Origin of the sequence: Variovorax sp. 770b2 (assembly GCF_900115685.1) — a bacterium.
Classification (GTDB): Bacteria; Pseudomonadota; Gammaproteobacteria; order Burkholderiales; family Burkholderiaceae_C; genus Variovorax.
Genome location: NZ_FOXJ01000002.1, coordinates 531,002 through 556,062 on the forward strand (window position 1 = coordinate 531,002; position 25,061 = coordinate 556,062).

Consider the following 25,061-nt stretch of genomic DNA (forward strand, 5'->3'; position numbering starts at 1 on the left):
GAGGAAATTCCAATGGATCCACTGGTCTACCCGCGCGAGCGCTGGCTGGGCAACATCACGCTGGGCCTGGGCGTGCTGATATGGGGGCTGCTGGTGCTGGGCACCCTGGGCATCGCGCTCGTCTATGTGCTGCTGGGCTTCATCGCCTATGTGTTCGCACAGTCGGCCGTCATCGCCTGGATCAAGGGCACGGCCGTGAAGCTCTCGCCCACCCAGCTGCCCGAACTGCACGCGCGCTTCAAGGCCTGCTGCGGATACCTGGGCATCGAGAACCCGCCCGAGGCCTACCTGCTGCACGGCGACGGCATCTTCAACGCCTTTGCCACCCGCTTCTTCGGGCGCGACTTCGTGGTGCTGCTGTCCGACGTGGTCGATGCGATGGAAACGCAGCCCGACGGCATCAACTTCTACATCGGCCACGAGCTGGGCCACATCAAGCGCGGCCACCTCACGGGCCACGTCTGGCGCATGCCGGTGCTCTGGCTGCCGCTCCTGGGCGCGGCCTATTCGCGTGCGCAGGAATACACCTGCGACCTGCACGGCGCCGCCTGCTGCGAGGAGCCCGACTCCGCGCCCCGCGCGCTCGTGGCGCTGGCCGCCGGCGCGCAGCAGTGGCGCAACGTCGACCTGCAGCGCTATGCCGACCAGTCGGCGGGCAACAGCGGCTTCTGGGCCTCGTTCCACGAGCTGATCGGCGGCTACCCCTGGCTCACCAAGCGCGTGGCGCGCGCCATCGACCCGGCCGCGAAGCTGCCCGGCCGCAACCCGCTGGCCTACGTGCTCGCGATCTTCGTGCCCAACACCGGCCGCGCGGGCGGCGGTGCGCTGGCGCTGCTGATGGTCGTGGCGATCATCGGCATCCTGGCGGCGGTGGCCCTTCCGGCCTACCAGGACTACCAGACGCGCACCGTCGTCTCGCAGGCCTGGTTCCAGGCCGCGCCGGTGCGCGAGACGCTGGGCAATTACTACAAGGAGAAGCAGGAGACGCCCGATTCCCTGGAGGCCGCCGGTGCGCCGGAGACCCTTCCCGACGGTTCGGCCCTGAAGCTGGATCCCGACACGATGGTGCTGGAAGTGACCACCGCCAAGGGCACGCTGCGCATGGAGCCCTCGTCCAGCGACGACGGCATCGACTGGCATTGCACGGCCGGCGACGGCCTCTCGGCCAAGGCGCTGCCGATCGCCTGCCGGAAGTAACCACCGTGCCAGGCCGGGGCCTGGCAGGTAAAGCGTCGTAAGAGAAGGTTGCCGCCCGTCGAACTGTCCGACAGGCGGACCCGGCGCACGCCGATGCGTGCCCCGGGCGCGGGCCCTAGGGTGAAGTTTCATTGCCACCGAAACCACCGAAGGAGTGCTTCACCCATGCCCACCATCACCACCTCGTCTCTGGACGGAATGAAAGTCGCCATCCTCGTTGCGGACGGCTTCGAGCAGGTCGAGATGACCGAGCCGCGCAAGGCGCTGGACATCGCCGGCGCGCTCACGCAGATCGTCTCTCCCATGAACGGAAGCGTGCGCGGCTGGAATCACCACGACCCGGCCGACGCCTTCGAAGTCGACGTGCCGCTTGCAGCAGCGAACGCCGAGGACTTCGATGCGCTGCTGCTGCCGGGCGGCGTGGTCAACCCGGATGCATTGCGCATCGATGACCAGGCCATCGCCTTCGTGCGCGCCTTCGTCGAAGCGGACAAGCCCATCGCCGCGATCTGCCATGGCCCCTGGACGCTGATCGATGCCGGCGGCGTGCGGGGCCGCAAGATGACCTCGTGGCCTTCGCTGCGCGTCGACCTGCAGAACGCGGGCGCCCGCTGGAGCGACACGGAGGTCGCCGTCGACAGCAATCTCGTCACCAGCCGCAAGCCCGACGACCTGCCTGCCTTCAACCGCGAGATGACCAGGATGTTCGAGCTCGCCTACGAAGCGGCCATCCATTGACGACCGCTTTCAGCGCGCAAGGTCGGGGCCGGTGTAGCGGGCGCGCGGCCTGATCAACTGCCCCGTGGCCTGCTGCTCGAGCACGTGCGCCGTCCAGCCCACGGTGCGCGCGAGCGCGAACAGCATCAGCGGCGCATCGGCCGGCAGCTTGTGCACGGCCGCCATCGCGGCCAGGGCGAAATCGATGTTCGCCACTTCGCCCAGCAGCTTCTCGCCCGTGGCGCGCAGCGAGGCGAAGGCGGGCGGCAGCTCGATGACCTCGAGCAACGCCGCGCAGCGCGCATCGCCCGCGGGATAGAGCGGGTGCCCGAAGGCCGCGAGCGGCCGGTCGTGCGCCAGCCATTCGCGCACGGCGGCTTCGCTGCCGAGCGTTGCGACGCTGCGCATCAGCGCCTGCACGGTGGCTGCGGCGCCACCGTGCAACGGGCCGGTCAGCGTCGACAACCCCGTGAGCAGGCAGGCCGCGAGCGAAGCGCCCGTGGAGGCGGTCACGCGTGCCGCGAAGGTCGATGCGTTGAGTTCGTGGTCGGCCATCAGCACGAGCGCGCGGCGCAGCACGTCGGCCGCGCGCGGACGGCGCCACGCCGCTGCGAGCCGCGTGTGCAGATGCGCCGCGTGCGAGGGCGACGGGCCCAGCAGCGCATCGGCGAGCGTGCCGATCACGTCGGCCGCTTCGGCCTGCAGCACGCTGCGCGAGCGGCCGCGCGAGGGCGGATCGGTGGCCGCACGCGCAGCGAGTGCGAGCAAGCCCGCCTGCAATGGCGTGGCGTTTTTGGCGTGCGCCGGTCCGGAGGCCGTGGGCACGAAGCGCGGTGTTGCGCTCGCCCACAGCAGGCCCGCGACATCTTCGAGCGTGGCGTGCCCGGCCAGTTCGCAGGCGTCTTGCCCCCGATACCAGAGCCGCCCTTCGGCCACTGTCGAGACCGCAGAAGGGAGCACTGGCTCGCCCCACTGGATGGCTTCGCTCGCCACCGTTTCGCTGCTGCGCCGGCCGCGTGTGCGGGCGGCGATGCGTTGCACGTCGTCGCGGTGATAGAGGCTGCGGCGCGGGTCCGCCGCGTCGGGCTTGGCGCGGATGCGCCCACGGCTCACGCTCGCGTAGAGCGTCTGCGGGCGCACCTGCATCAGCTCGAGCGCTTCGGCCGCGGGAAGCCAGAGAGGTGGCTTGGTCATGTTGATGGAATTGATCAAGATTGACGTCAATGTTAGCGCCGACAGAATCGATGTCATCGTGACAACCCAGGAGTACGAAACGATGAACAACGACGATGGCCTCGAAGGCGTGGTGGCCGCGCACACCGTGCTGTCCGAGGTGGACGGCGCGGCCGGCCGGCTGGTGATCCGCGGCCACCAGCTGGACGAGATTGCGCAGCGCTGGCGCTATGAAGACGTGGTGGCGCTGCTGTTCCAGGGCTTCTTCGACACGGTGCCCGATGCAGCGGCCCTGCGCGGCGCGCTCGGCCGCGCACGCCGCGAAGCCTTCGAGCGCCTGCAGCCCAACGACGACGCGGTGCTGCGCAAGATGCCGCCCATCGAAGCGGTGCGCGCGCTGCTCGCGCGGCTGCCCGATGGCGATGACCTTGCCACGGCGCTGCGGCTGGTCGCCGCGCCCGCCGTCTACACCGCGGCCGTGATGCGCTGGCGCCTCGGCGTGCAGGCCCTCGCGCCCGACGAATCGCTGCCGTACGCCGCCGACATGCTGCGCATGCTCCATGGCCGCACGCCGACGGCCGCGCAGGCTGCCGCGCTCGACACCTACCTGGTCACCGTGTGCGACCACGGCCTCAATGCCTCGACCTTCGCGGCGCGCGTGGTGGCATCGACGGGCGCGGGCCTGGCATCGGCGGTGCTCGCCGGCATCAGCGCGCTCAAGGGCCCGCTGCACGGCGGTGCGCCCGGTCCGGTGCTCGATGCGCTCGATGCCATCGGCACGGCAGCCAATGCGCGCCACTGGCTCGAAGGCGCGGTGGCCGGCGGCCAGCGCCTGATGGGCTTCGGCCATCGCATCTACCGCGTGCGCGATCCGCGCGCCGATGCGCTCAAGGGCGCGCTGCGCCGGTTGAGCATCGAGGGCAGCGTCAACGCCGCGCGCTTCGCGCTGGCCGAGGCCGCGGAGCAGGCCGCGCTCGCGATCCTGCGCGAGAAGAAGCCCGGCCGCGCGCTGGAAACCAACGTCGAGTTCTATACCGCGCTGCTGCTCGAAGCCCTGGGCTTCGGCCGCGAGAGCTTCACCTGCGTGTTCGCCGCGGGCCGCGTGAGCGGATGGGTGGCGCATGCGCGCGAGCAGGTCAAGAACGGCAGGCTCATTCGTCCGCAGTCCGTGTACGTGGGACCCGCGCCCGAAGAGGCCGAAGCCGCACTCGCGCACTGATCCCGGGAGGCAAACGCAAGGCCTACGCGCCGTCGCACCGTCATCCGGTACCCTCGTTGTCTTCGCATGCCGACCGCGGCGTGCATGACGCAAGGCGAAAGTATTCCTATGACGGTGAACCCTTCCGACGAGCGCGCGCTGCGCTTGCCCCGCGACTTCGCGCTGATCGCCGTGGGGCTCGATGTGGCCATGTTTGTCATCAGCACCGTCGTGCTGCTGACGCGGTTCACACCCGACGTCGAGCAGATCCGCAGTGCCTACGCGCAACCGGAGGTCTGGATCACCATGCTGGCCGGCCTCGCGGTGCCCTGGACGCTCGCGGCCCTGCTCGGGTGGAGCCATGCACGCCATGCGCTCGAAAGACTCGGCGTGGCGAAAGTGGCGCTGGCGCACGATGCAAGGCTGCGCTTCGGAACCGTGTGGGCGCTCGTGGTCGCCTTCAGCTACTACGGCCTGACACCGTTGTTCTTCAAGATCAGGACGCTCTTCATGGCCGGCGGCCGCTTCGAAGAGTTCTCCGGCTACTCGCCTTATCTGGGCATGGGCGCCGCCATGCTGTTGCAGTCCGTTGTCCAACTGGCGGTGCTGGTGCTCGGCCTGTGGCTTGCGGCACGCCTCGCGCTGAGCCGCAGCCGCGGCCAGGACGTGGCAGTTCGCGCACCGGAGGATGCGACCCTCGAGGTTTCCGGCGCACCGCCGCGCCGCGCCGTCGTGTGGCTGATCGCCGCGGTGTTCGCGTCGATGCAACTGTGGAGCAGCCTGGCGGTGTCCAACTGGCTTTTTCCGTCGGATGACAACGCGCTCAGGTTGCTGCTCACCCTGGTGCTGCCGTGGCTCGCGGCCTTTGCGCTCGCGTTCTGGGGCGCCTGGCTCGGCACGCGGGCCGGCATGTCGCTGGCGCGGCCGTTCAGGGCCGTGGCAGCGTCCGTGTCGGCCTTCTTGCTGGTGCAGGTGATGGGCCTCTTCATCGCGATCGCGTGGTTCTTACTTGCATACGCGAGCTCCTTGCGCATCTCGAACACACTCGGGAACATCGGCCTCACCGTGGCGCTCGCGCTGGTCTATGCGGCGCTGGTGGTGGCGATCACGCGCGCCATCACGCGCCGGTTCTACCGCCGCTACTTGTAGCTGCGCGCGTCCTCGATCACCTTGCCGTCGTTGGGCAGCGTACCCGGCGCCACCAGCTCGATGGTGCCGCGCAGCTTGGTCACCTCGCGCACGGCATCGGCAATGCGCGCGTCGAGCCCGGCCGGCGTGCCGGCGCATTCGAGCCTGAAGGTCATCTGGTCGTCGCCCATCTCGCCCGACACCACCAGGCGCGCGCGCTGGATCTCCGGAAATCGCCGTGCAATTTCAGCCACCTGCGACGGATGCACGAACATGCCGCGCACCTTGGTGGTCTGGTCGGCGCGGCCGAGCCAGCCCTTGATGCGCTTGTTGGTGCGGCCCGTGGGGCAGGTGCCCGCGAGCACGGCCGAGAGGTCGCCGGTGCCGAAGCGCACCAACGGATAGTCGGGGTTGAAGCTGGTGACCACGATCTCGCCCACCTCGCCGTCGGGCACCGGGTCGCCGGTGCCGGGGCGCACGATCTCGACCAGCACGCCTTCGTCGATCACCAGGCCTTCGCGCGCGCTGGTCTCGTAGGCGATGAGGCCGAGGTCGGCGGTGGCGTAGCACTGCGTGCCCTTCACGCCATGTGCGGCGATCCAGTCGTGCAGGCTCGGCGGAAAGGCTTCGCCGGAGACCAGGGCCTTGGTGAGCGAGGGCAGCTTCTGGCCTTTCTCCTCGGCCTTCTCCAGCAGGATCTTCAGGAAGCTCGGCGTGCCTGCGTAGCCTTCGGGCTTCAGGTCGGCGATGGCTTCGAGCTGCTGCTCGGTCTGCCCGGTGCCGCCCGCGAACACGGTACAGCCCATGGCGCGCGCACCGCTCTCCATGATCGAGCCGGCCGGGGTCATGTGGTAGCTGAAGCTGTTGTGGATCAGCTCGCCATTGCGAAAGCCTGCCGCATGCAGCGCCCGCGCAGTGCGCCAGTAGTCGCGCGCTTCGCCCTCGGGCTCGTAGATGGTGCCGGGGCTCGCGAACACGCGCGGCATGCGCGCACCGCGCACGATCGATGCGAAGCCGCCGAACGGGTCGTCGGCGCGGCGTGCCTTCTGCAGCTCGAGCAATTCCGATTTGCGCGTGACCGGTAGTCTGGCGAGCGCCTCGCGCGTCGCGACGTCCGCGGGCTTCACGCCGTCCAGGATCTTCTTGAACGCGGAGGTCGCCGTCTGCGCCTGCGCGATCTGTTTCGGCAACGCGGCGAGCAGGTCGCGCTCGCGTTCGGCGGGGTCACGGATTTCTAGCTTGTCGTAGTGGTCGGTCATGTCCGTACCCTTCATCTTTTCAATTCGGTGTTGGACCGGCTGGTGTTGTTCATCAGGGCGTGTGCACAGGCCACCGGGTACTCCCCTCCGCGAATGTCCCCCGGCCTTCGGCCTCCTCCTTTATTTCGCTGCGGGGAGCACCCGATGCCCTGTGCACGAGAGGCGCTGTCGTTGTGCTGGCCGTTCAACCACGGTTGTGAATAACGAGCACGTCGATGGGGTGCCTTGCGCAGCGAAATAAAGGAGGAGCCGAAGGCGGGGGACATTCGCGGAGCAAGGTACCCCGTCGGCGTGATCGCGCCCTGTACAACGACACACCAGTCTTTCAAGCCAGCCACCTCTTGCGCCGCTTGTAGCTCTTCACATCGCGAAAGCTCTTGCGGTCCGCGCCGCCGACGCCGAGGTAGAACTCCTTGACGTCCTCGTTCTCGCGCAGGCTCTTGGCTTCGCCGTCCATCACGATGCGGCCGTTCTCCAGGATGTAGCCGTAGTCGGCGTAGCGCAGCGCCATGTTGGTGTTCTGCTCGGCCAGGAGGAAGGTCACGTGTTCCTTGGTGTTGAGGTCTTTCACGATCTCGAACACCTCCTCCACGATCTGCGGCGCAAGGCCCATCGAGGGTTCGTCCAGCAGCACCATCGTCGGGTTGGCCATCAGCGCGCGGCCGATGGCGCACATCTGCTGCTCGCCGCCGGACGTGTAGGCCGCCTGCGAGGTGCGCCGTGTCTTCAGGCGCGGGAAATATGCGTAGACCTTGTCCAGCGTCTGCTGCACCGCGGCCTTGCCGTCGGTGCGCGTGTAGGCGCCGGTCATCAGGTTCTCCTCGATGGTGAGGTGGGCGAAGCAGTGGCGGCCTTCCATCACCTGGATGAGGCCGCGCTTGACCAGCTCGGCCGGCGAGAGCGCCTCGATGCGGTCGCCGCGCAACTCGATGGTTCCCTTGGTCACCGCGCCGCGCTCGCCCGCGAGCAGGTTGCTCACCGCGCGCAGCGTGGTCGTCTTGCCCGCGCCGTTGCCGCCGAGCAGCGCCACGATGCCGCCTTCGGGCACGGAGAGCGACACGCCCTTGAGCACGAGGATCACGTGGTTGTAGATGACCTCGATGCCGTTGACGTCGAGAAGGATGTTGGGTTCGCTCATGGTGTGGTCCGAAGCATTCGCAAGAACGGCAGCGCGCTGCCGTTCTTGCGAATGGCGGCTCTTGCGAGCCGCCACGGCACTCAGTGCATCAAGACTGGCAATCCGCTGCTTCGCGGCGCGTCAGCTTTTTCTCGCCGGCGTATTTGTCGGCGGCACCCTTCACCATCGGCTTGATGATCTGGTCATCGGCCTGGTACCACTCGGGCGCGATGTTCCACTTGGCGCCGTCCCAGGTTTCCATGCGTGCCCAGGTCGAGCCGATGTGGTCCTGGCACGAGGTGCTCACGGGGCGCATCACGCCGGCGAAGCCGAGCGCGTCGAGCTTCTTCTGGTCGAGCGCCAGGTTCTCCAGGCCCCAGCGCACCTGCTCGCCGGTCATGACCTTGCCCTTGCCGAAGCGCTCCTGCGCGCGCTTGACGGCCTCCACGCTCAGCATCGAGATGATGGCGCCGCGCGTGTAGAGCACCGAGCCCACTTCGTCGCGCGGACCCGAGCCCTGGCCCTTGTCGTGCACCTGCTTCAGGATGTCCTGGATCACCTTGTTGTCGGGACCCGAGCCGTTCAGCGCGAGCGCGTTGTAGCCCTTGGCGTTGGCGCCCACGTCCTTCACGTCGGGCTCGGCGCCGGCCCACCACACGCCGTACATCTTCTCGCGCGGAAAGCCCGTGGCCACGGCCTCTTTCAGCGCGGTGGAGTTCATCACGCCCCAGCCCCACAGCAGCACGAAGTCGGGCTTCTGCTGGCGCACCTGCAGCCAGGCGGACTTCTGCTCCACGCCGGGCGCGGTCACCGGAATCAGCGACAGGTCGAAGCCGTGCATCTTGGCGCGCTCCTGCAGCAGCGGGATCGGCTCCTTGCCGAACGGCGAGTCGTGATAGACGAGCGCGATCTTCTTGCCCTTGAGCTTGTCCAGGCCGCCCTCTTTCTTGCCCAGGTGCTGGATCAGGATGTCGGCCGCGGTCCAGTAGCTGCCCATGAGCGGGAAGTTCCACTTGAAGACGCCCCCGTCCTGCGAAGCCGCAAGGCCGTAGCCGAGCGTGACGAGCGGGATCTTGTCGGTGGGCACCTTGTCGGTGAGCGCGAAGGTGATGCCGGTGGCCTGCGGATCGAATAGCGCGACGCCCGGGCGGCCCTTCAGGCGCTCATAGCATTCCACGCCCTTGTCGGTCGCGTAGCCGGTTTCGCATTCCTCGAAAGTGATCTTCACGCCGTTGATGCCGCCTTGCGCGTTGACCAGCTTCAGGTAGTCCTGCTTGCCGTTGGCCCACGGCGTGCCGTTGGGCGCGTAGGGGCCGGTGCGGTACACCAGCAGCGGGAAGAACTGCTCCTTGGCCTGCGCCTGCGCGAGCGATGGCGCGAGCAGGGCGCCGAGGGTGCTGGCCACCAGGGCGGCGGTCAGAGCGAGCGATTTCAGTTTCATGCCTGTCTCCTTTTGTGGGCACCTCGGTGCCGGGGTTTTTTACGAACGGGAACTCTCGGGAAAACTCTCTCAATGCGGGAAGGGCCAGAGCCGCAACTTCTCTTTGGCCGTGGACCACAGCCGCGCAAGGCCGTGCGGCTCGACGATCAGGAAGAACACGATCAGCGCGCCGAAGATCATGGTCTCCAGGTGCGAGGCCAGCGCGGTCGAAATCGAGAAGCCCAGCCACGACGGCAGCTGGTTCAGAAAGAGCGGCAGCAGCACGATGAAGGCGGCGCCGAAGAAGCTGCCCATGATCGAGCCGAGCCCGCCGATGATCACCATGAACAGCAGCTGGAACGAGCGGTCGATGCTGAATGCCGCCGGCTCCCACGCGCCCAGGTGAATGAAGCCCCACAGCGCGCCGGCCACGCCGACGATGAAGCTGCTCACCGCGAAGGCCGTGAGCTTGGCGTACACGGGGCGGATGCCGATCACCGCGGCGGCCACGTCCATGTCGCGCATGGCCATCCACTCGCGGCCGATGGCGCTGCGCACCAGGTTCTTGGCGAGCAGCGCGAACACCACCACGAAGAGGAGGCAGAACAGGTACTTCTGCACCGGTGACTCGATGGGCACGCCGAACACGTTGAGCCCCGCCACGCTCACCGAACCCGACGACGAGTTGTTGGTGAACCACTGGATGCGCAGGAACGCCCAGTCGGTGAAGAACTGCGCGGCCAGCGTGGCCACCGCCAGGTACAGGCCCTTGATGCGCAGGCTCGGAATGCCGAAGAGCACGCCGATCACCGTGGCGCAAAGGCCGCCCAAGAGCAGCGAGGCGATGAGCGGCATGCCGTCGATGCGCACCTGGAAGTTGTAGGCCGCGTACGCGCCCACCGCCATGAAGGCGCCGGTGCCCAGCGAGATCTGGCCGCAGTAGCCGACCAGGATGTTGAGGCCCAGCGCTGCGAGCGACAGGATCAGGAAGGGCGTGAGGATGGCGCGCATCCAGTAGTCCGAGACGCCCAGCGGCACGACGACGAACGCCACGAGCAGCAGCACCAGCATCGCGATGCGGTCCTGCGCGATCGGCAGGATCTGTTGGTCGGCGCGGTAGCTCGACTTGAACTGGCCGTTTTCTCTGTAGAACATATCAATGCCCGTCCGGCCGCCCGAAGGGCATTGAGCGCCCCCTCGGGGGGCAGCGATACACGAAGTGATGAGCGTGGGGGCTTTTCATTTCAGACCCGATCGATGATTTTTTCGCCGAACAGGCCCTGGGGCCGCACCAGCAGGAAGACCAATGCCAACACGTAGGCGAACCAGATCTCGATGCCGCCGCCGAGCATGGGGCCCAGATAGATTTCAGACAGCTTCTCGCCCACGCCGATCAAAAGGCCGCCGATGATCGCGCCCGGAATCGAGGTGAGCCCGCCCAGGATCACCACCGGCAGCGCCTTCAGCGCCACCAGCGACAGCGAGAACTGCACGCCAAGCTTGGAGCCCCAGATGATCCCGGCCACCAGCGCCGAGAAGCCGGCCACCGACCACACGATCACCCAGATGCGCTTGAGCGGAATGCCGATGGACTGCGCGGCCTGGTGGTCGTCGGCCACCGCGCGCAGCGCGCGGCCCGTGGCGGTCTTCTGGAAGAAGATGGCCAGCACCACCACGAGGCCCGCTGCGACCAGCGCTGCGATCAGGTCTTCCTGGCTCAGCAGCAGGCCGCCTTCGAAGGTGCCCTGGAACACCATCAGCGGTTCCTTGGGCATGCCCACGTCGATCTTGTAGATGTCGTTGCCGAAGATGGTCTGGCCCAGGCCGTCCAGGAAGTAGGCGATGCCCAGCGTGGCCATGAGCAGCGTGATGCCCTCCTGGTTCACCAGCTTGCTGAGCGCGAGCCGCTCGATGAGCCAGGCCACCACGACCATCACCGCCATCGCGGCAATGAAGGCCAGGATGTTCGCAAGGATCTGGTTCTGGAAGCCGAACCACAGCGGGAACCACTCGGAGAACCGCGCCATGGCGAGCGCCGCGAACAGCACCATCGCGCCCTGCGCGAAGTTGAAGACGCCCGAGGCCTTGTAGATCAGCACGAAGCCGATGGCGATCAGCGAATAGAGCATGCCGACCATGAGGCCGCCGAACAGGGTTTCGAGGAAAAAGCCCATCGTGTTCTTTCGTGATCAGTGCTCGACGCCGAGGTAGGCGCGGATCACGTCTTCGTTGTTGCGCACTTCGTCCGGCGTGCCGTCGCCGATCTTCTTGCCGTAGTCCAGCACCACCACGCGGTCGGAGATGTCCATCACCACGCCCATGTCGTGCTCGATGAGAACGATGGTGGCGCCGAACTCGTCGTTCACGTCCAGGATGAAGCGGCTCATGTCCTGCTTTTCCTCGACGTTCATGCCGGCCATCGGCTCGTCGAGCAAGAGCACCTGCGGCTCCATCGCGAGCGCGCGGCCCAGGTCCACGCGCTTTTGCAGGCCGTAGGGCAGGCGGCCCACCGGCGTCTTGCGGTGCGCCTGGATCTCCAGGAAATCGATGATGTGCTCGACGAATTCGCGGTGCCGCAACTCTTCGCGCTCCGCGGGGCCCCAGCGGAAGGCCTGCGCGAGCAGTCCGCTCTTCATCTTGAGGTTGCGCCCCGTCATGATGTTGTCCAGCACGCTCATGCCCTTGAAGAGCGCCAGGTTCTGGAAGGTGCGCGCCACGCCCATCTCGGCCACCTGGCGCGAGTTCATGTGCTTGAAGGTCTGGCCGCGGAAGGTGATGGAGCCCTGCTGCGGCCAGTAGACGCCGTTGATGCAGTTGAGCATCGAGCTCTTGCCCGCGCCGTTCGGCCCGATGATGGCGCGCACTTCATGCTCGCGCACATTGAAGCTGATGTCGGTGAGCGCCTTCACGCCGCCGAAGCTCAGGGAGATGTTCTGCACGTCGAGGATGACCTCGCCGGTCTTTCTCGCACTCATGCGGCCGCCTTCACGATGGGGAAAGTCTTCACCTTGATGATCTTCAGCGTGGCATTCACCACGCCCGTGCGCCCGTCCTCGAACTTGACCTGGGTCTCGATGTACTGCTCGGTCTTGCCGCCGTAGAGCGCATCGAGCAGCACCGCGTATTTCTCGGCGATGAAACCGCGCCGCACCTTGCGCGTGCGGGTGAGTTCGTCGTCGTCGGGGTCCAGCTCCTTGTGCAGCACGAGGAAGCGCGCGATCTGCGTCTCGCCCATGCCGTCTTCGCTCGCGAGGTCGGCATTCACCTTGGCGATGCATTCGGCAATCAGCGCCAGCACCTCGGGCTTGCCGGCCAGGTCGACGTAGCCGCCGTAAGCCAGGCCGCGCCGCTCGGCCCAGTTGCCCACGGCCTCGAAGTCGATGTTGATGGCCGCACAGACTTCGTCGCGCGCATTGCCGAAGCACACCGCTTCCTTGATCTGCGGAAAGAACTTGAGCTTGTTCTCGATGTAGTTGGGCGCGAAGATCGCGCCGCCCACGAGCCGGCCCACGTCTTTCGCGCGGTCGATGATGCGCAGGTGGCCTTCGCTGTCGAGCACGCCCGCATCGCCGGTGTGGAAGTAGCCATTCGCATCGAGCACCTCGGCGGTGGCGTCGGGGCGCTTGTAGTATTCCTTCAGCACCGAGACGCCGCGCACCAGCACTTCGCCGTCTTCCGCGATCTTCAGTTCGATGCCCGGTGCGGCGGTGCCCACGGTCTGCAGCTTGACCTTGCCGTCCTGCTGCAGGCACACGTAGGCGCAGGTCTCGGTCTGGCCGTAGAACTGCTTGAGGTTCACGCCGATGGAGCGATAGAAGCGGAACAGGTCGGGCCCGATGGCCGCGCCGGCCGTGTAGGCCACGCGGATGCGGCTCATGCCCAGCACGTTGCGCAGCGGCCCGTAGATCAACAGGTTGCCCAGGCCATACATCAGCCGGTCGCCCGTGCTCACCGGCGCGCCGTTGAGGATGTCCGCGCCCACGCGCTGCGCGAGCGCCATGAACTTCGCATAGAGCCAGCGCTTGGGAGCCGCCGCGTCTTCCATGCGGATCGACACCGCAGTGAGCAAGCCTTCGAAGGTGCGCGGCGGGCCGAAGTAGTAGCTCGGGCCGATCTCGCGCATGTCGTTCATCACCGTCTCGGCCGACTCGGGGCAGTTGAGCGTGAAGCCGCCCACCAGCCACTGCGCCACCGAGAAGAGGTGGTCGCCCACCCACGCCATCGGCAGGTAGCTCATGATGTTGTCGCCGGGGCCGAGCCGGTCGGTCTCCACGCCGCCGCGGCCCGCCGCGATGAAGCTCGCATGCGTCTGGCACACGCCCTTGGGGCGGCCGGTGGTGCCCGAGGTGTAGAGGATCACGCCGACGTCCGTCGCCTCGCCGCTCGCCACGGCGCGGTCGTAGCAGCCGACGTTGGCCTTGTCGAATTCGCGGCCCAGCGCGCGCAGTTGCTCGTAGCTCATGAGCCCGGGCTGGTCGTAGTGGCGCAGGCCCTTGGGGTCGTCGTAGATGATGTGGCGGATGCCGTGCTGCTGGTCTTTCTGCAGCTCGCGGCACTCGAGCAGCTTGTCGACCTGCTCCTGGTCTTCGACGATCACGAAGTCGATGGCCGCGTCCTGCAGCATGAAGACCATCTCGCTGGCCACCGCATCCTGGTACAGGGGCACCGGCACGCCGCGCAGGCTCTGTGCCGCGACCACCGCCATGTACAGGTGCGGCCGGTTGGCACCCACGATGGCCAGGTTGTCGAAGGCCTTGAAGCCGAGGCTTGCGAGGCCGCAAGCCATCTCGCGCACCTCCTCGGCCACGGCGTTCCAGGTCCAGGTTTGCCAGATGCCGAGGTCTTTCTCGCGCACGGCGGGCGACCCAGGCTGGGCCTGGGCGTGCGCGAGCAGCAGACGGGGGAAGGTAGGGGCGGTTGTTTGCACAGTGGCCGGATCGTAGGTCTCACTTTGACGCCCGGTTGTCGTTCCAACGACAATCCTAGGGACACTACTCCCCGGAGTTTCCCGATGCCTCACGGCAACCTCAACCAGAGCCAGCTCGGCAATTCGATCAAGGACCGCGTGCGTGCCGCCAATGCCGCGGAACTCGGCGGCATTCCCTGGCTGCCCACGCTCACGCCCGCCGAGCGCCGCCGCGCCGAAGCCGCGCTCGTGGTGGGCGAGGCCGAGCCCGGCGACCTGGTCTGCCGCGTCGGCCGCTCGCCCACCTACTGGTTCGGCGTGGTCGAAGGCCTCTTGAAGATGAGCAACGACAACGCCGACGGCGGCTCGGTCACCTACACAGGCGTTCCGCCGGGCGGCTGGTTCGGCGAAGGGACGGTGATGAAGCGCGAGCCCTACCGCTACAACATCCAGGCGCTGCGCCGCAGCGTGGTGGCGGGGCTGCCGATCGAGAGCTTCCATTGGCTGCTCGATCACTCGATCGGCTTCAACCGCTTCGTGATGAACCAGCTCAACGAACGCCTGGGCCAATTCATCGCGGCGCTGGAGATCGACCGGCTCAACAACCCCGACGCGCGCGTGGCGCGCAACCTGGTGTCGCTGTTCAACCCGGTGCTGTACCCGGGCGTGGGCGAGGTCTTGCGCATCACGCAGCAGGAGCTCGCGTACCTGGTGGGCCTCTCGCGCCAGCGCGTGAACGAGGCGCTCAACGGCCTCTCGGCGCAGGGGCTGATCCGGGTGGAGTACGGTGGGCTGCGCGTGCTCGACCTGCCGGGCCTGCGCGTGAGCGCGATGTCGAACAAGAAGAACGCCTCGGCGGAAACGGAAACCTCATGACCCTCAAAGACCAGCTCCAGGTCGTGCCCGCGAACGCGGAAGCGGCTTTCATCCCCCCGCCCGAGGCGCCGAAGACGAAGGCCGAAGACGCCGGCCCGACGCTGGCGCAAGCCATCGAACGCAACGAGGCGCTGACCGAGAAGATCGATGCGCTCGACGCGATTCTCGCCAAGCCGCTCAGCGAGATCCTTGCGGACCGCGAGAAGGCCGAAGAGGCCGCGCTTGCCTGGGACCGCTTCGGCGCGATGTGGATGCTCTCGCAGCGCGCGATGCGGCGCGTGGCCCTCGACCTCGCGGCGCACAGCGGTGTCAGCGAAGAAGAAGTCGTCGCGCGTGCGATGACGCATGCCAATGCGGTGCTCAACGGCGCCGACGAAGTCGACCTGGGCGGCACCATCGCGCCTGCGCAGTTGCAGCACATCGCGCGGCACCGCGCTTTCTTGCGCAAGCAATTCCGTACCGGTTGAGCCGCGAGGCCTTTCAATCCCCCTTAACCTCCCCGCCTTCGTTCAAGAAAGATTTCCTGATGACCGCCTCCCACCTCACCCTCATCACCGGCGCCTCGCGCGGCCTGGGCCGCGCCATGGCCGAACAACTGCTGCAAGCCGGCCATGTCGTGCTCGGCATCTCTCGCAAGCAAGACCCGCAATTGGCCGAGATTGCCAAGGCCGCCGGCGCCGAGCTCACGCAATGGGAGCAGGACCTGTCCGACCCCGTCGCCGCATCGGCCCGCGTGTCGGCCTGGCTCAAGACCCTCGATGCGCAGCGCTTCGACAGCGTGACCCTCATCAACAACGCAGGCACCGTCGGCAACCCGGCGCCGTTGGCCGGCGCCGTGCTTGGCGAGCTGTCGCTGGCACTGCGCATCGGCCTCGAAGCGCCGATGCTGCTGACCGCCGCGTTCCTCAATGCCACGCGCGAATGGCGCGGCGCACGCAAGGTGCTGAACATCTCGTCGGGCCTCGGCCGCAACGCGATGGGCAGCCAGGCACCCTACTGCGCGGCCAAGGCCGGCATGGACCGTTTCTCTCAGGCCGTGGCGCTCGAGGAAGCGGCCGCGCCGAATGGCGCGCGCATCGTCTCGCTCGCGCCCGGCATCATTGATACCGACATGCAGGTGCAACTGCGCGGCGCATCGGCCGAGAACTTTCCGGACCGCACGCGCTTCGTGAGCATGAAGGAAGACGGCCGCCTGGACAGCCCCGCCACCGCGGCGGCCAAGGTGCTCAAGTACCTGGCGCGCGAGGACTTCGGCGCGAACCCCGTGGCCGACGTGCGCGACCCGGCCTGAACGCCCGGGAGAAAAAAGAAAGCGAGCACGCATGGCCACCGCCAAGTCGATCGACACCAACGACTACAAGCTCTTTCCGTCGCCGAGGAACGTGCACCGCGTCATCTTCGAACACCAGGTCTTCGTGCCGTACCCGTACGCGCTGATCGTGATGGACGAGTTCTACTTCAAGGGCCGCTACAGCCTGTTCTCGGCCTGCCGCATGAGCGACGGGAAGATGGGGCAGGTGGTGACGTTCGAGCTGGACACCGACGTCGATATCTTCAACACGAAGTTCGTGCCGGACTGAGCCTGCGGTATTTCTCCCTCCCCCGCTGGGGGAGGGCAAGACAGCATCACTGCAGCACGAACCGGTCCCGCTGCGCCTGCGCGCATTCACCCATCACGTTCAACGCGCGCGATACCGCGGGCGTGCCGATCACGAAGGGATTCGCCGCGCCCGCTGGCTGCTGCCGCAGCGCAGCCAGCTTGCCTTGCGAGCCGTCGTAGCCCGAGTGGTTCGACACCAGCACATCGATCTTCTGCGCCTCGGCCACCGTGCCCATGCGCCGCGTCGCATCGATGTAGCTCCCCAGCCGCGGCACGTTCTTGCCGAAGTTGAAGGCCGTGCCGCCCCAGAGCATCGCTCGGTGCTTCTGGCCATCGGCGGTCACGTCGAACACCGGAGAGATGGTGCCCATGGTGTGGCCCGGCGTGATGTACAGCGTGACGGTGGTGTCGCCGAGCGTGAGGCGGTCGCCGTCTTTCACCGACATGTCGCCCGCACCGCGTTTGGGCGGTGCGCCCCAGACCGGCGTCGCGAATTCGAGCTTCGTCTCGGTCATCGTCCAGTCGGCTTCGCTCATCACCACGCGGGCGCGGTATTTCTGCGCGAGGTACGGCGCGCCGCCGTAGTGGTCGCCGTGGCCGTGCGTGACGACCACGTACTTGATCTGCGCCGGGTCCAGGCCCAGCCTGCGCATGCCGCCCTCGATGAGCGCGGCGGCTTCCATCTGGTTGTTGAGCGCATCGATGAGGATGATGCCGTCCGAGGTCTTGATCGCCCACGCGCTCACCCAGTCGGCGCCCACGAAGTAGAGGTTGTCGAAGGCCTTGCCCGGCGGCGGCGCGGGCTTGTCGATGAGTGCCCTGAGGCCTTTGTCGAGCTCGGCCTGCGGCGGCTGCGCGGCGGGCGCGGGCTTGCAAAGGGCCAGGAGCGGCGCGAGGTCGGTGCCCGCATCGCGTGTGGCCGCGGCAACGTGCGCGGCGATGGTGGCTTCGGAGGGCGGCTGCTGCGCCGGTGTCTGCGCGCAGCCCTGGATGAAAGCGGCAACCGCTGCCAGGGCGGTTGTCTTCAGCAGCAGGGTGCGTGGGTTCTTGCGGAATGCCATCGGTGTCTCCATGCCGTCGTCGCGGCCCGTTGTGGAAACACCATTCTGCGACGCGAAGGCTTATTCGATGGTCGCGCCCGAGGCTTGCACGATGCCCTTCCACTTCTCGTAGTCGGTCTTCAGCAGCGCGCCGAACTGCTCGGGCGTCATGCTCTCGGGTTCGGCGCCCTGGCCGATGATGGCGGCCTTCATCTCGGGCGTGGCCAGGAGCTTGTTGACCTCGGTGTTCAGCGTGGCGACGATGTCCTTGGGCGTATTGGCCGGCACGAAGATGCCGTACCAGGTGCTCACGTCGAAGCCCTTGTAGCCGAGCTCGGCGACGGTGGGCGTCTCGGGCAGCGAGGTGCTGCGCTTGGCGGACGTGACCGCCAGCGGGCGCAGCTTGCCGGCCTTGATCTGCGCCATGGCAGAGGGCACCGACGACACCATCAGGTCGACGTTGCCTGCCAGCACGTCCATCATGGCCGCGTTGGAGCCCTTGTAGGGCACGTGGCGCATCTTGATCTTGGCGGCGCTGTTGAAGATCTCGCCGGCCAGGTGGATGGTGGTGCCGTTGCCGGGCGAGCCGTAGGTGATGGTGTCGGGCGCGGCGCGCGCGGCCTTCACCACGTCGTCCAGCGTCTTGAACTTCGAATTGGCCTGCGTGACGATCACCACCGGCGTGTAGGCCACGTGGGCCACGGCCGTGAGGTCCTTCACCGGGTTGTAGCTCAGGTTCTTGTAGAGCCAGGGCGCGACGACCATGTTGTCCTTCTGGCCCATCACGATGTCGTAGCCCGTGGGCGCGGCGCGCGCCGCTTCGGCGATGCCGATGGTGCCGCCGGCGCCGCCGCGGTTGTCGGGCACCACGGTCCAGTGGTTGGCCTCGGCGAGCTTCTGCGCGACCAGGCGCGCCAGGATGTCGGTGCCGCCGCCGGGCGGGAAGGGCACGATCATGCGGATGGGCTTGGTGGGGTAGCTCTGCGCGTGCACGGCCGTGGCGAACGCGAGGGGGAGTGCCAGCGCAAGGGCCAGCGTGCGGGTGAGTTTGCGGATCATGGGTTTGTCTCTTTGTCGGATCGAGGCGGGTTGCAGCAGTGGCGTGGAGGTCTTTTGGCCTCACTGCACCGAGGGTGCAGTGTGCCGGAAGTGGCGCGGCGCTGTTTTCGTGGTTCGCGATGGGTCCCGTATCAGACGGCGGCGACTTGACAGGGCCGGTCGGGCGTCGAACATGAAATGTCGATCAACACAGGAGACAACCATGCTCGGAAACATCGATGCGACGGCCAACCTCGCGGTGAAAGACCTCGCGGTGGCCCGCCGCTTCTACGAAGACACGCTGGGCCTCGCCCAGGTCGACGCGGAGGGCGACGAAGTCGTCGTCTACCGCAGTGGCAACACGCGCATCAACGTGTACCGCTCCGAATTCGCCGGCACCAACCAGGCAACGGCCGTGACCTGGCAGGTCGGCGCGGACATCGGGCGCCTCGCCGCGGCGCTCAAGGCCAAGGGCGTGCGCTTCGAGCACTACGACATGCCCGAGACGAAACTCGAAGGCGACCTCCATGTCATGGGCGACATGAAGGTCGCGTGGTTCAAGGACCCCGATGGGAACATCCTGAACCTGATCAACGGCTGATCGATCAGCCGAAGTTCTTGGCGACGAAGTCCCAGTTCACCAGCTTGGCCAGGAAGGTCTCGACGAACTTCGGGCGCAGGTTGCGGTAGTCGATGTAGTAGGCGTGTTCCCAGACGTCGACGGTCAGCAGCGCGGTGTCCGCGGTCGTCAGCGGCGTGCCGGCGGCGCCGGTGTTCACGATGTCCACCGAGCCATCGGCCTTCTTCACGAGCCACGTCCAGCCCGAACCGAAGTTGCCGACAGCCGACTTCACGAAGGCTTCCTTGAAGGCGTCGTAGCTGCCCCACTTGGCATCGATGGCCTTGGCCAACGCACCGGTCGGAGCACCGCCGCCCTGGGGCTTCATGCAGTTCCAGAAGAAGGTGTGGTTCCAGATCTGGGCGGCGTTGTTGTAGATGCCGCCGCTGGCCTTCTTGATGATCTCTTCCAGCGTGAGGGCTTCGAACTCGGTGCCCTTCTGCAGGTTGTTGAGGTTCACGACGTAGGCGTTGTGGTGCTTGCCGTAGTGGTACTCGAGGGTCTCTTGCGAGTACTCGGGTGCCAGCGCGTCCAGGGCGTAGGGCAGGGGTGGGAGCTTGTGTTCCATCGTGGTTCCTTTGGGGTTGTGGGTAAATCGTTGTTCAGTGTTCAGGCGCGCGGCTTCGGGCTGACCTGGTAGGCGCAGCGCCGCGCGCCTGCGAGCACGTGCTCGACGCGGCTGACGGTCACTTCGGGCCCCAGCACTTCGTCGAAGAGTTGCAGTTCGCTGCGGCAAAAGCCCGTGCAGGCCTGCGCCGCGGTGCAGATGGGGCAGTGGTTCTCGATGAAGAGAAAGCCGTCGCCCTCGGGCCGGAACTCGGCCATGTAGCCCTCGCGGCTGCGAATTTCTGCAAGCCGCTCCAGCCGCGTCTTCAGGCTGCGCGCGCCGCGCATGGCCTCGGTGTAGTTGGCGCGCATGGTGTTCTCGCGTGCATCGATCAGCTGGTCCATGCCCTTCTCGCCGAACACGCTGATCACGGCGCTGATCATCTGCACCGTCATCTCGGCGTGCGTGTCGGGAAAGCGCTTGTGGCCCTCGCCGGTGAGACGCCAGATCTGCGTCGGCCGGCCGCGGCCGCTCGGGCGGCTCTCCGCATCGACCAGGCCCTCGGTCTCCAGCTTGGCCATCTGCTGGCGCACCGCTTCCACCGTGACGCCCAGCACCTTGGCGATGTCGGGAATGCCGAGCGCGCCGCGGGTCTTGAGCGTGGAGAGGATGCGGTCTGCCGGCTGGTGCGGCTGCCAGGCGGGCACGGTCGGTTTCGTGGGGCGTGTGTGCATGGGCGGGTTGCCATTTATCAGGCAATTGCTTTGATTATTAGGCGAGGCCACCTGCGCTGTCGAGGCCAGCGCCGCAATGACCCCGGCACGCAGGGGCCATCCGGCCGCGCGTTTTTACGCTTTCTTTATGCGCCCCCACCGACTCTGTTCCCCGTTTTTACGGGCGTCTGCCGAGACTGAAGGCCTTGTGTTTCGCTCCAGGAGCAATTGAATGGACATCGTCTGGATGAGCGCCTTGCTGGCGCTTTGGGTCGTGGTGGCGGCCATGGTCGTCGGGCTGAACAGGCTCGAGGGACCGAACCCGCCGAACGCCGGTCATGCCGGCAACACCGGCAACGGAGAAGCATCGTGATCAGCCTCGAAGTCCTCTACGGATTCGGCGCGCTCATCGCCGTGATCCTGTTCGCCTATCTCGTCTTCGCGCTGATCTGCGCCGAGGAATTCTGAAATGACCGCGTCCGCCTGGGGCCTCCTGGCCCTCTTCCTCGCCGCACTCGCCGTGCTGGCCTGGCCCGTCGGCAAGTTCCTCGCCGCCCTCTGCAACGAGCGCGTGCCGCGCTGGATGCAGCGCGTCGAGGCGCCGCTCTACAAGCTCGCGGGCACCGCCCCCGAGCGTTCGATGAACTGGCGCACCTATGCGCTGGCGCTGCTGGCCTTCAACCTCCTTGGCGCCATCGTCGTCTACGCGCTGCAGCGCCTGCAGGGCGTGCTGCCGCTGAACCCGGCCGGCATGAGCGCGGTGTCGGCCGACTCGGCCTTCAACACCGCGGTGAGCTTCGTCAGCAACACCAACTGGCAGGGCTACGCCGGTGAATCGACCATGAGCTATCTCACGCAGATGCTCGGCCTCACGGTGCAGAACTTCTTCTCGGCCGCCACCGGCATCGCGGTGGCCTTCGCGCTGGTGCGCGGCTTTGCGCGCCGGGGCGACGGTGCCGGCAGCAAAGGCCTGGTCGGCAACTTCTGGGCCGACATCACCCGCGTCACGCTGTGGGTGCTGGTGCCGCTGTCGTTCGTGCTCGCGGTCTTCTTCGTGGGCCAGGGCGTGATCCAGAACTTCGATGCCTACAAGTCCGTGGACACCGTCGAGACCACCGCCTTCCAGCAGCCCAAGACCGGCGCAGACGGCCAGGCGCTGAAGGACGAGAAGGGCGCCCCGGTGATGGAAGACGCCACCACGAAGACGCAGACGCTCGCCATGGGCCCGGTCGCTTCGCAGGAAGCCATCAAGATGATCGGCACCAACGGCGGCGGCTTCTTCAACGCCAACTCGGCGCATCCGTACGAGAACCCGACCGCGCTCAGCAACCTGCTGCAGATGATCGCGATCTTCCTGATCCCGGCGGCGCTGTGCTTCACCTTCGGCCACGTGGTGGGCGACATGCGCCAGGGCTGGGCCGTGCTCGCGGCGATGACGGTCATGTTCGTCGTCGCGGTGATGGTGATCACGCCCGCCGAGCAGACCGGCAATCCGCTGTTCGCGTCGCTCGGCGTCGACCAGATGTCCAGCGCCTTGCAGGCCGGCGGCAACATGGAAGGCAAGGAAGTGCGCTTCGGCATCGACGCCTCGGCCCTCTTCGCCGTCATCACCACCGCTGCCTCGTGCGGCGCCGTGAATGTCATGCACGACTCGCTCACCCCGCTCGGCGGCATGGTGCCCATGGTGCTCATGCAGCTGGGTGAAGTGGTGTTCGGCGGCGTCGGCAGCGGCCTCTACGGCATGCTGATCTTCGCGATGCTCGCCGTGTTCATCGCGGGTCTCATGATCGGCCGCACGCCCGAGTACCTGGGCAAGAAGATCGAAGTGCGCGAGATGAAGCTCCTCTCCATCGCCATCCTGGTCACGCCCATCCTGGTGCTGGCCGGCACCGCGGTGGCGGTGATCGCGGGCGCCGGCAAGGCCGGCATCGCGAACCCCGGCGCGCATGGCTTCTCGGAAATCCTCTACGCGTTGACCTCTGCCGCCAACAACAACGGCAGCGCCTTCGCGGGCCTCTCGGCCAACACGCCCTTCTACAACGGCCTGCTCGCGCTGGCCATGTGGCTCGGCCGCTTCGCGATGATCGTGCCGGTGCTGGCCATTGCCGGCTCGCTGGCCGCCAAGAAGCGCCTGCCCGTCACCAGCGGCACGCTGCCCACGCACGGCCCGCTGTTCGTCTCTTTGCTGATCGGCACCGTGCTGCTGGTCGGCTTGCTCAACTACGTGCCGGCATTGGCTCTCGGGCCGATCGTCGAACACCTGGTGCTCTGGAAATAAGGAGCATGCAATGAGGCTCGCCCCCAGGCTTCGCGCACTTCGTGTCGCTTCGCCAACCCCCTACCGGGGGCAACACCAGCGGCCCGGCAAAGCCGGTTCCGCGGTGTTCCTGGACTCCATGTTTCGGAGTAATTGATATGCAAACGAAATCTTCTCTCTCGCTGTTCGATGCAGCGCTGGTCAAGCCCGCCCTCTGGGGCGCCTTCGCCAAGCTGAACCCGCGCACCCAGTGGCGCAACCCGGTGATGTTCATCGTCTACATCGGGAGCATCCTCACCAGCCTGCTCTGGCTGCATGCGCTGAGCTTCCCGGGCGACACCGGCATGAAGCCCGCCTTCGTGCTCGCCGTGACCATCTGGCTGTGGTTCACCGTGCTCTTCGCGAACTTCGCCGAGGCCCTCGCCGAAGGCCGCAGCAAGGCGCAGGCCGCGTCGCTGCGCGGCCTGCGCAAAGACACCTGGGCCAAGAAGCTGACGGAGCCGCATCACGGTGGCCAGTGGCTGCCCGAGCAAGCGCCCAACCTGCGCAAGGGCGACGTCGTGCTGGTCGAGACCGGCGACGTGATCCCGCTGGACGGCGAAGTGATCGAAGGCGTGGCCTCGGTCGACGAAAGCGCCATCACCGGCGAATCGGCGCCCGTGGTGCGCGAATCGGGCGGCGACTTCTCGGCCGTGACCGGCGGCACCCGCGTGCTGTCCGACTGGCTGGTGGTGCGCATCTCGGTGAACCCGGGCGAGTCGTTCCTGGACCGCATGATCGGCATGGTCGAGGCCGCCAAGCGCCAGAAGACGCCCAACGAGATCGCGCTCACCATCCTCCTGGTCGCGCTGACCCTCGTGTTCCTGATGGTCACCGTCACGCTGCTGCCGTTCTCGGTGTTCAGCGTGGAGGCCACGGGTGCGGGCACCGTGGTGTCGCTCACCGCGCTGGTGGCGCTGCTGGTGTGCCTGATCCCGACGACCATCGGCGGCCTGCTCTCGGCCGTCGGCGTGGCCGGCATGAGCCGCATGATGCAGGCCAACGTGATCGCCACCTCGGGCCGCGCGGTGGAAGCGGCCGGCGACGTCGATGTGCTGCTGCTGGACAAGACCGGCACCATCACCCACGGCAACCGCCAGGCCAGCGCCTTCCTGCCCGCGCCCGGCGTGCCCAAGGGCCGGCTTGCCCGCGCCGCGATGCTCGCCTCGATGGCCGATGAAACGCCCGAAGGCCGCAGCATCGTCGAGCTCGCACGCCGCGATGGCCTGGAGGTCGCCGCCGTCGAGATCGCACGCTACGTGCCCTTCACCGCGCAGACCCGCATGAGCGGCGTGGACCTGCCGGCCGCGCCCAACAGCCTGGACACCGACGTCGTGCTGCTGCGCAAGGGCGCGGTCGATGCGATCCGCCGGCATGTCGAATCGCTGGGCGGCAGCATGCCGGCCGAGATGCTGCGCGCCGCCGAGGAAACCGCGCGCCGCGGCAGCACGCCGCTGGCCGTGGCCGAGGGCGACCGCGTGCTCGGCGTGGTCGAGTTGAAGGACATCGTCAAGACCGGCATCAAGGACCGCTTTGCCGAGCTGCGCCGCATGGGCATCAAGACGGTGATGATCACCGGCGACAACAAGCTCACCGCCGCGGCCATCGCCGCCGAGGCCGGTGTCGATGACTTCCTGGCCGAAGCCACGCCCGAGGACAAGCTCGCACTGATCCGCCGCTACCAGCTCGAAGGCCGCCTGGTCGCGATGACCGGCGACGGCACCAACGACGCGCCCGCGCTCGCGCAGGCCGACGTGGCCGTGGCCATGGGCAGCGGCACGCAGGCCGCGAAGGAGGCCGGCAACATGGTCGACCTGGACTCCAACCCGACCAAGCTGCTCGAGGTGGTGGAGACCGGCAAGGCGCTGCTCATGACGCGCGGCTCGCTCACCACCTTCTCGATCGCCAACGACGTGGCGAAGTACTTCGCGATCATCCCGGCGATCTTCGTCTCGACGTACCCGCAGCTGGGCGCGCTCAACGTGATGCGGCTTGCGAGCCCGTCGTCGGCGATTCTTTCGGCGGTGATCTTCAACGCGCTCGTCATCGTGTTCCTGATCCCTCTCGCGCTCAAGGGCGTGCGCTACCGGCCGGTGGGCGCTGCCGCGCTGCTGCGCCGCAACCTGGCCATCTACGGCCTGGGCGGCCTCGTCGTCCCCTTCATCGGCATCAAGTTGATCGACTGGCTGCTCGTCGCAGTCCACCTGGTCTGAGGAG

Annotated in this window: 25 protein-coding genes; 13 read left to right on the top strand and 12 right to left on the bottom strand. The window is 67.2% G+C overall.

The genetic code is table 11. The annotated features are described in order from the left end of the window. Window positions 1–12: 12 nt before the first annotated feature. Together BM133_RS35705 and BM133_RS18075 are read left to right on the top strand one after the other, a co-directional pair. The gene (locus tag BM133_RS35705; RefSeq protein WP_093436450.1) at window positions 13–1,197 is read left to right on the top strand and encodes a M48 family metalloprotease; all 1,185 of its coding nucleotides are present in this window, start codon (window positions 13–15) and stop codon (window positions 1,195–1,197) included. A 165-nt stretch (window positions 1,198–1,362) separates the two neighbouring features. Beyond that, entirely contained in the window at window positions 1,363–1,935 is a 573-nt protein-coding gene (locus tag BM133_RS18075; protein ID WP_093436453.1) for a type 1 glutamine amidotransferase domain-containing protein, read from the top strand. 9 nt (window positions 1,936–1,944) lie between these two features. Here the strand turns inward: BM133_RS18075 and BM133_RS18080 are convergent, their stop codons facing one another. After that, window positions 1,945–3,108 (bottom strand): citrate synthase, encoded by a 1,164-nt coding sequence (locus BM133_RS18080; protein ID WP_093437103.1) that lies wholly within the window; start codon window positions 3,106–3,108, stop codon window positions 1,945–1,947. 82 nt (window positions 3,109–3,190) lie between these two features. Between BM133_RS18080 and BM133_RS18085 the strand changes: the two genes are divergently transcribed. Together BM133_RS18085 and BM133_RS18090 are read left to right on the top strand one after the other, a co-directional pair. Continuing rightward, complete coding sequence (locus BM133_RS18085; protein ID WP_093436456.1) at window positions 3,191–4,306, top strand: citrate synthase/methylcitrate synthase; 1,116 nt, start codon at window positions 3,191–3,193, stop codon at window positions 4,304–4,306. 108 nt (window positions 4,307–4,414) lie between these two features. Beyond that, a complete protein-coding gene (locus BM133_RS18090; RefSeq protein WP_093436459.1) occupies window positions 4,415–5,434 on the top strand; it encodes a hypothetical protein in 1,020 nt (339 codons plus the stop codon). On the opposite strand, the gene BM133_RS18095 is transcribed toward BM133_RS18090, so the two are convergent. From BM133_RS18095 to BM133_RS18125, 7 genes are all read right to left on the bottom strand, one after another. Further along, complete coding sequence (locus BM133_RS18095; RefSeq protein ID WP_093437105.1) at window positions 5,425–6,672, bottom strand: phenylacetate--CoA ligase family protein; 1,248 nt, start codon at window positions 6,670–6,672, stop codon at window positions 5,425–5,427. The two genes, BM133_RS18090 and BM133_RS18095, sit on opposite strands and share 10 nt — an antisense overlap. 325 nt (window positions 6,673–6,997) lie before the next feature. Then, window positions 6,998–7,810 carry an ABC transporter ATP-binding protein gene (locus BM133_RS18100; RefSeq protein ID WP_093436462.1) on the bottom strand — a complete coding sequence of 271 codons (813 nt, stop codon included), beginning with the start codon at window positions 7,808–7,810 and terminating at the stop codon, window positions 6,998–7,000. A gap of 88 nt (window positions 7,811–7,898) precedes the next feature. Further along, window positions 7,899–9,230 (bottom strand): ABC transporter substrate-binding protein, encoded by a 1,332-nt coding sequence (locus BM133_RS18105; protein ID WP_093436465.1) that lies wholly within the window; start codon window positions 9,228–9,230, stop codon window positions 7,899–7,901. A gap of 69 nt (window positions 9,231–9,299) precedes the next feature. After that, a complete protein-coding gene (locus BM133_RS18110) occupies window positions 9,300–10,364 on the bottom strand; it encodes a branched-chain amino acid ABC transporter permease (protein WP_093436468.1) in 1,065 nt (354 codons plus the stop codon). Window positions 10,365–10,453: 89 nt separating this feature from the next. Next, a complete protein-coding gene (locus BM133_RS18115) occupies window positions 10,454–11,383 on the bottom strand; it encodes a branched-chain amino acid ABC transporter permease (protein WP_093436471.1) in 930 nt (309 codons plus the stop codon). 15 nt (window positions 11,384–11,398) lie between these two features. Continuing rightward, the gene (locus BM133_RS18120; protein ID WP_093436474.1) at window positions 11,399–12,184 is read right to left on the bottom strand and encodes an ABC transporter ATP-binding protein; all 786 of its coding nucleotides are present in this window, start codon (window positions 12,182–12,184) and stop codon (window positions 11,399–11,401) included. Further along, entirely contained in the window at window positions 12,181–14,136 is a 1,956-nt protein-coding gene (locus tag BM133_RS18125) for an AMP-binding protein (RefSeq protein WP_093436477.1), read from the bottom strand. Before BM133_RS18125 ends, BM133_RS18120 begins: the two co-directional genes overlap by 4 nt. An 84-nt stretch (window positions 14,137–14,220) precedes the next feature. On the opposite strand from BM133_RS18125, the gene BM133_RS18130 reads away from it, so the two are divergent. Genes BM133_RS18130 through BM133_RS18145 form a run of 4 tightly spaced genes read left to right on the top strand, consistent with a single transcriptional unit; the run spans window position 14,221 to window position 16,571 of the window. After that, a complete protein-coding gene (locus BM133_RS18130; RefSeq protein WP_093436480.1) occupies window positions 14,221–14,991 on the top strand; it encodes a Crp/Fnr family transcriptional regulator in 771 nt (256 codons plus the stop codon). Next, a complete protein-coding gene (locus BM133_RS18135) occupies window positions 14,988–15,458 on the top strand; it encodes a hypothetical protein (protein ID WP_093436483.1) in 471 nt (156 codons plus the stop codon). Before BM133_RS18130 ends, BM133_RS18135 begins: the two co-directional genes overlap by 4 nt. Window positions 15,459–15,517: 59 nt before the next feature. Next, window positions 15,518–16,282: an SDR family NAD(P)-dependent oxidoreductase gene (locus BM133_RS18140; RefSeq protein WP_093436486.1), complete on the top strand. Its 765-nt coding sequence runs from the start codon at window positions 15,518–15,520 to the stop codon at window positions 16,280–16,282. Between the two features lie 31 nt (window positions 16,283–16,313). Next, the gene (locus BM133_RS18145) at window positions 16,314–16,571 is read left to right on the top strand and encodes a hypothetical protein (protein ID WP_093436489.1); all 258 of its coding nucleotides are present in this window, start codon (window positions 16,314–16,316) and stop codon (window positions 16,569–16,571) included. 46 nt (window positions 16,572–16,617) lie between these two features. Here BM133_RS18145 and BM133_RS18150 read toward each other — a convergent pair whose 3' ends face one another. Both BM133_RS18150 and BM133_RS18155 read right to left on the bottom strand, forming a co-directional pair. Next, window positions 16,618–17,652 carry an MBL fold metallo-hydrolase gene (locus BM133_RS18150; RefSeq protein ID WP_093436492.1) on the bottom strand — a complete coding sequence of 345 codons (1,035 nt, stop codon included), beginning with the start codon at window positions 17,650–17,652 and terminating at the stop codon, window positions 16,618–16,620. Between the two features lie 60 nt (window positions 17,653–17,712). Next, window positions 17,713–18,690, bottom strand: coding sequence for a Bug family tripartite tricarboxylate transporter substrate binding protein (locus BM133_RS18155; protein WP_093436495.1), 978 nt, complete (start codon window positions 18,688–18,690; stop codon window positions 17,713–17,715). A 202-nt stretch (window positions 18,691–18,892) separates the two neighbouring features. Between BM133_RS18155 and BM133_RS18160 the strand changes: the two genes are divergently transcribed. Continuing rightward, the gene (locus BM133_RS18160; protein WP_093436498.1) at window positions 18,893–19,270 is read left to right on the top strand and encodes a VOC family protein; all 378 of its coding nucleotides are present in this window, start codon (window positions 18,893–18,895) and stop codon (window positions 19,268–19,270) included. Window positions 19,271–19,274: 4 nt separating this feature from the next. Here BM133_RS18160 and BM133_RS18165 read toward each other — a convergent pair whose 3' ends face one another. Together BM133_RS18165 and BM133_RS18170 are read right to left on the bottom strand one after the other, a co-directional pair. Further along, window positions 19,275–19,856 carry a superoxide dismutase gene (locus tag BM133_RS18165; RefSeq protein ID WP_093436500.1) on the bottom strand — a complete coding sequence of 194 codons (582 nt, stop codon included), beginning with the start codon at window positions 19,854–19,856 and terminating at the stop codon, window positions 19,275–19,277. A gap of 41 nt (window positions 19,857–19,897) precedes the next feature. Continuing rightward, window positions 19,898–20,569 (bottom strand): helix-turn-helix transcriptional regulator, encoded by a 672-nt coding sequence (locus BM133_RS18170; RefSeq protein ID WP_093436503.1) that lies wholly within the window; start codon window positions 20,567–20,569, stop codon window positions 19,898–19,900. A 211-nt stretch (window positions 20,570–20,780) separates the two neighbouring features. On the opposite strand from BM133_RS18170, the gene BM133_RS35185 reads away from it, so the two are divergent. From BM133_RS35185 to kdpB, 4 genes are all read left to right on the top strand, one after another. Further along, entirely contained in the window at window positions 20,781–20,921 is a 141-nt protein-coding gene (locus BM133_RS35185) for a hypothetical protein (protein WP_177224868.1), read from the top strand. Further along, complete coding sequence (gene kdpF / locus BM133_RS18175; RefSeq protein ID WP_093243136.1) at window positions 20,918–21,016, top strand: K(+)-transporting ATPase subunit F; 99 nt, start codon at window positions 20,918–20,920, stop codon at window positions 21,014–21,016. Before BM133_RS35185 ends, kdpF begins: the two co-directional genes overlap by 4 nt. 1 nt (window position 21,017) lies before the next feature. Further along, complete coding sequence (gene kdpA, locus BM133_RS18180) at window positions 21,018–22,826, top strand: potassium-transporting ATPase subunit KdpA (protein WP_093436506.1); 1,809 nt, start codon at window positions 21,018–21,020, stop codon at window positions 22,824–22,826. Window positions 22,827–22,963: 137 nt separating this feature from the next. Beyond that, window positions 22,964–25,057, top strand: a complete 2,094-nt coding sequence (gene kdpB, locus BM133_RS18185) for a potassium-transporting ATPase subunit KdpB (protein ID WP_093436509.1) — start codon at window positions 22,964–22,966, stop codon at window positions 25,055–25,057. The last annotated feature ends 4 nt before the right edge of the window (window positions 25,058–25,061 follow it).

What these genes read in the sequence shown, in the direction of transcription:
- BM133_RS18110 (WP_093436468.1), bottom strand. Translation starts at nt 10,364, where the DNA reads ATGTTCTACAGAGAAAACGGCCAGTTCAAGTCGAGCTACCGCGCCGAC.
- BM133_RS18075 (WP_093436453.1), top strand. Translation starts at nt 1,363, where the DNA reads ATGCCCACCATCACCACCTCGTCTCTGGACGGAATGAAAGTCGCCATC.
- BM133_RS18105 (WP_093436465.1), bottom strand. Translation starts at nt 9,230, where the DNA reads ATGAAACTGAAATCGCTCGCTCTGACCGCCGCCCTGGTGGCCAGCACC.
- BM133_RS18080 (WP_093437103.1), bottom strand. Translation starts at nt 3,108, where the DNA reads ATGACCAAGCCACCTCTCTGGCTTCCCGCGGCCGAAGCGCTCGAGCTG.
- BM133_RS18100 (WP_093436462.1), bottom strand. Translation starts at nt 7,810, where the DNA reads ATGAGCGAACCCAACATCCTTCTCGACGTCAACGGCATCGAGGTCATC.
- BM133_RS18120 (WP_093436474.1), bottom strand. Translation starts at nt 12,184, where the DNA reads ATGAGTGCGAGAAAGACCGGCGAGGTCATCCTCGACGTGCAGAACATC.
- BM133_RS35705 (WP_093436450.1), top strand. Translation starts at nt 13, where the DNA reads ATGGATCCACTGGTCTACCCGCGCGAGCGCTGGCTGGGCAACATCACG.
- BM133_RS35185 (WP_177224868.1), top strand. Translation starts at nt 20,781, where the DNA reads ATGGACATCGTCTGGATGAGCGCCTTGCTGGCGCTTTGGGTCGTGGTG.
- BM133_RS18160 (WP_093436498.1), top strand. Translation starts at nt 18,893, where the DNA reads ATGCTCGGAAACATCGATGCGACGGCCAACCTCGCGGTGAAAGACCTC.
- BM133_RS18150 (WP_093436492.1), bottom strand. Translation starts at nt 17,652, where the DNA reads ATGGCATTCCGCAAGAACCCACGCACCCTGCTGCTGAAGACAACCGCC.
- BM133_RS18165 (WP_093436500.1), bottom strand. Translation starts at nt 19,856, where the DNA reads ATGGAACACAAGCTCCCACCCCTGCCCTACGCCCTGGACGCGCTGGCA.
- BM133_RS18135 (WP_093436483.1), top strand. Translation starts at nt 14,988, where the DNA reads ATGACCCTCAAAGACCAGCTCCAGGTCGTGCCCGCGAACGCGGAAGCG.
- BM133_RS18090 (WP_093436459.1), top strand. Translation starts at nt 4,415, where the DNA reads ATGACGGTGAACCCTTCCGACGAGCGCGCGCTGCGCTTGCCCCGCGAC.
- BM133_RS18170 (WP_093436503.1), bottom strand. Translation starts at nt 20,569, where the DNA reads ATGCACACACGCCCCACGAAACCGACCGTGCCCGCCTGGCAGCCGCAC.
- BM133_RS18085 (WP_093436456.1), top strand. Translation starts at nt 3,191, where the DNA reads ATGAACAACGACGATGGCCTCGAAGGCGTGGTGGCCGCGCACACCGTG.
- BM133_RS18155 (WP_093436495.1), bottom strand. Translation starts at nt 18,690, where the DNA reads ATGATCCGCAAACTCACCCGCACGCTGGCCCTTGCGCTGGCACTCCCC.
- BM133_RS18115 (WP_093436471.1), bottom strand. Translation starts at nt 11,383, where the DNA reads ATGGGCTTTTTCCTCGAAACCCTGTTCGGCGGCCTCATGGTCGGCATG.
- kdpA (WP_093436506.1), top strand. Translation starts at nt 21,018, where the DNA reads ATGACCGCGTCCGCCTGGGGCCTCCTGGCCCTCTTCCTCGCCGCACTC.
- BM133_RS18145 (WP_093436489.1), top strand. Translation starts at nt 16,314, where the DNA reads ATGGCCACCGCCAAGTCGATCGACACCAACGACTACAAGCTCTTTCCG.
- kdpB (WP_093436509.1), top strand. Translation starts at nt 22,964, where the DNA reads ATGCAAACGAAATCTTCTCTCTCGCTGTTCGATGCAGCGCTGGTCAAG.
- BM133_RS18140 (WP_093436486.1), top strand. Translation starts at nt 15,518, where the DNA reads ATGACCGCCTCCCACCTCACCCTCATCACCGGCGCCTCGCGCGGCCTG.
- BM133_RS18095 (WP_093437105.1), bottom strand. Translation starts at nt 6,672, where the DNA reads ATGACCGACCACTACGACAAGCTAGAAATCCGTGACCCCGCCGAACGC.
- BM133_RS18130 (WP_093436480.1), top strand. Translation starts at nt 14,221, where the DNA reads ATGCCTCACGGCAACCTCAACCAGAGCCAGCTCGGCAATTCGATCAAG.